The sequence below is a fragment of the Coleofasciculus sp. G2-EDA-02 genome (genome assembly GCF_040226375.1).
Lineage (GTDB): Bacteria > Cyanobacteriota > Cyanobacteriia > Cyanobacteriales > Coleofasciculaceae > Coleofasciculus.
Map to the genome: position 1 here is coordinate 1 of NZ_JAVKEW010000139.1, position 2,220 is coordinate 2,220.

At 45.8% G+C, this 2,220-nt stretch carries 2 protein-coding genes; both read left to right on the forward strand.

Annotated elements, in window-relative coordinates; all coding sequences use genetic code 11:
* Positions 1-224: 224 nt before the first annotated feature.
* Positions 225-842 (forward strand): CP12 domain-containing protein, encoded by a 618-nt coding sequence (locus RLO19_RS16125; protein WP_446357968.1) that lies wholly within the window; start codon positions 225-227, stop codon positions 840-842.
* 235 nt (positions 843-1,077) lie between these two features.
* On the forward strand, positions 1,078-1,881 hold the full coding sequence (locus tag RLO19_RS16130; protein WP_446357970.1) for an SIMPL domain-containing protein: 804 nt from the start codon (positions 1,078-1,080) through the stop codon (positions 1,879-1,881).
* Positions 1,882-2,220: the final 339 nt, after the last annotated feature.

A 2,220-nucleotide genomic window follows, 5' to 3' on the forward strand; every position in this document is an offset into this window, starting at 1 on the left:
TGGTGTTCTGGAGACACCGAGAAACAAGTTTCAGTTAGCGATATTAACTGGAAACGACTAGGGCAATTTAGCGCCAAAAAAGTCCAGTTGTTGCAGCGAAGCACGGGGTTAATCGTCGTGCCTTCACCTGGACCCTTCAAACCTCACCACTCAATGTGGTGAGGTTTGACCTCTATCCCTCCCCAACCTGCTTCGCTGAGGTTGGGGTCTCACGAGGTAAAGCGATGATGATGAAGGCTCAAGACATCATGACCACAGATGTGGTGACCATTCGCGGTTCAGCGACTGTAGCTGACGCCGTGGATTTGATGAACGATATGGGTCTGCGGGCTTTAATTGTAGATCGCCGCCATGACCAAGATGCTTATGGCATTCTGACGGAAACTGATATTGTTTATAAAGTTATTGCCTATGGCAAAGATCCCAAAAAAGTGCGGGTTTATGAAATAATGAATAAGCCCTGCATTGTGGTCAATCCTGACCTCGGCGTGGAATACGTGGCGCGATTATTTGCCAATACGGGTATTCGCCGCGCTCCGGTGATCAAGGATAAACTGCTGGGCATTATCTCTATTACCGATATTTTGACCAAAGGAGACTTCCTCGAAAAACCCAAGAGTGTAGTCCTTGAAGACGAAATCCGCAAAGCTGTAGAAGAAGCACGAGCAGTCTGCGCCCAAAAAGGTCCAACTTCTAAAGAATGTGCCGCCGCCTGGGATATTGTGGAAGAACTGCAAGCTGAAGCTGCACACCAACGGGCAGAAAAGCTCTCTAAAACAGCGTTTGAGGAATACTGCGAAGAGTATCCTGAAGCCATGGAATCTCGAATTTATGAGAGTTAATCTGACTTGAGATTTTACCGGGCTACCGGGAAAACAAAGCTAAATCCGCTTGTGATATCCTCCACCACCCTAATCTTTGATGGGGTGGTGGCTTTTTTGGCAATTCGTGATTACTTGAATAGAGGTAGTACATTTTTGGGCAGAACTGGGCTAGGATAATTTTGCTGTTGGATAAATGAACAACTGTTGCGAGCCAAATGGGTCAGGAGAATCGGGCAGAATGAAAAAAAGAGTTATGTCATCTTTGATTGTCGCTGTTATCACGACAAGTTTAATTCCTAGTCCAGGTAGAACTGAGAATATAAGTAACGACTCAACGCCCGATGCTCACCAAATCAGTCAGTTATTTTATCCACCACCCAGCGAGGAACCGACGTTTCGGGTTATTGGCAAAGGTAGAGCCAGTCAACCAGCCGATAGCGCCAGTCTCCTATTCAAATTTGCCAGAAACTACTCTTCGCCGCCAGAGGGGGTATTATCTCAGTTTGAAACACAAGAGGTAATCACACTAGAGATGCTGCAACCAATCCTGGATGCTCTCAAAGCGATTGGCGTCTCTGATCAGGCGATTGACTTAGAAATCATTGAACCCAGCGCCAGCTTTTTGCCCTTTCCCTTTCCCTCCACAGCCACAGAGGGAGGAGCGCAACTCGTGGTAACGGTGGAAAATCCCAGCCGCGATCGCTTAGAGGAGATTGTCAATACGGCAACGGATGCAGCTAACCCCATTGAAGAGATTCTTATCAGTACAGTTAACGTAGAATATTCGGTGAATAACTGTCAAGCCCTAGAGCAAGCCGCTTATCAATCAGCCATCCAGGATGCCCAAAACCGAGCTAACAGCATTGCGGCGGCGACGGGAACTCGACTCAGACTGGTGCCATCAGTCGCAGAACCATTCTATGGCGTTTTTTTACCGGGATGTCACTCACAGGGGAATTTACCATTTGGCAGTAACACCTCATCTCCTTACGATCCCGATGATCCTGTAGAAGTTACGGTAAATAAGGATATCTTTGTCACCTATACAGGGCGCTAGAACTTTAAGCTGTCATCAATGGATAATTAATAATTTATAATTGACAATTGATTAATTGGGTCTAAGACCTCTTCGTTTACGAAGAAATTAAAAAAGATTTTCCTTAATTTCAATCCTCTTCTTTTAAGGAGAGGTCATTATCCATTGTTCATTATCCATTGTCAATTTGTGAACTTTAGAGTAAACGAGACAGTAGCAAGTGACATCCTCCCACACCAAATTGAAAATTATGGTGTGGGCTTCCCCAAATCACTTTGAGGATTTCCTGGTTATTCCCCTTGGGGATTGCGCCACTTGGATGGTTTTGAGTTACCTCAACCCCCGGTAGTTCGGCTGCAC

Coding starts and splice junctions, on each gene's coding strand:
- RLO19_RS16125 (WP_446357968.1), top strand. CDS start 225: ATGATGATGAAGGCTCAAGACATCATGACCACAGATGTGGTGACCATT.
- RLO19_RS16130 (WP_446357970.1), top strand. CDS start 1,078: ATGTCATCTTTGATTGTCGCTGTTATCACGACAAGTTTAATTCCTAGT.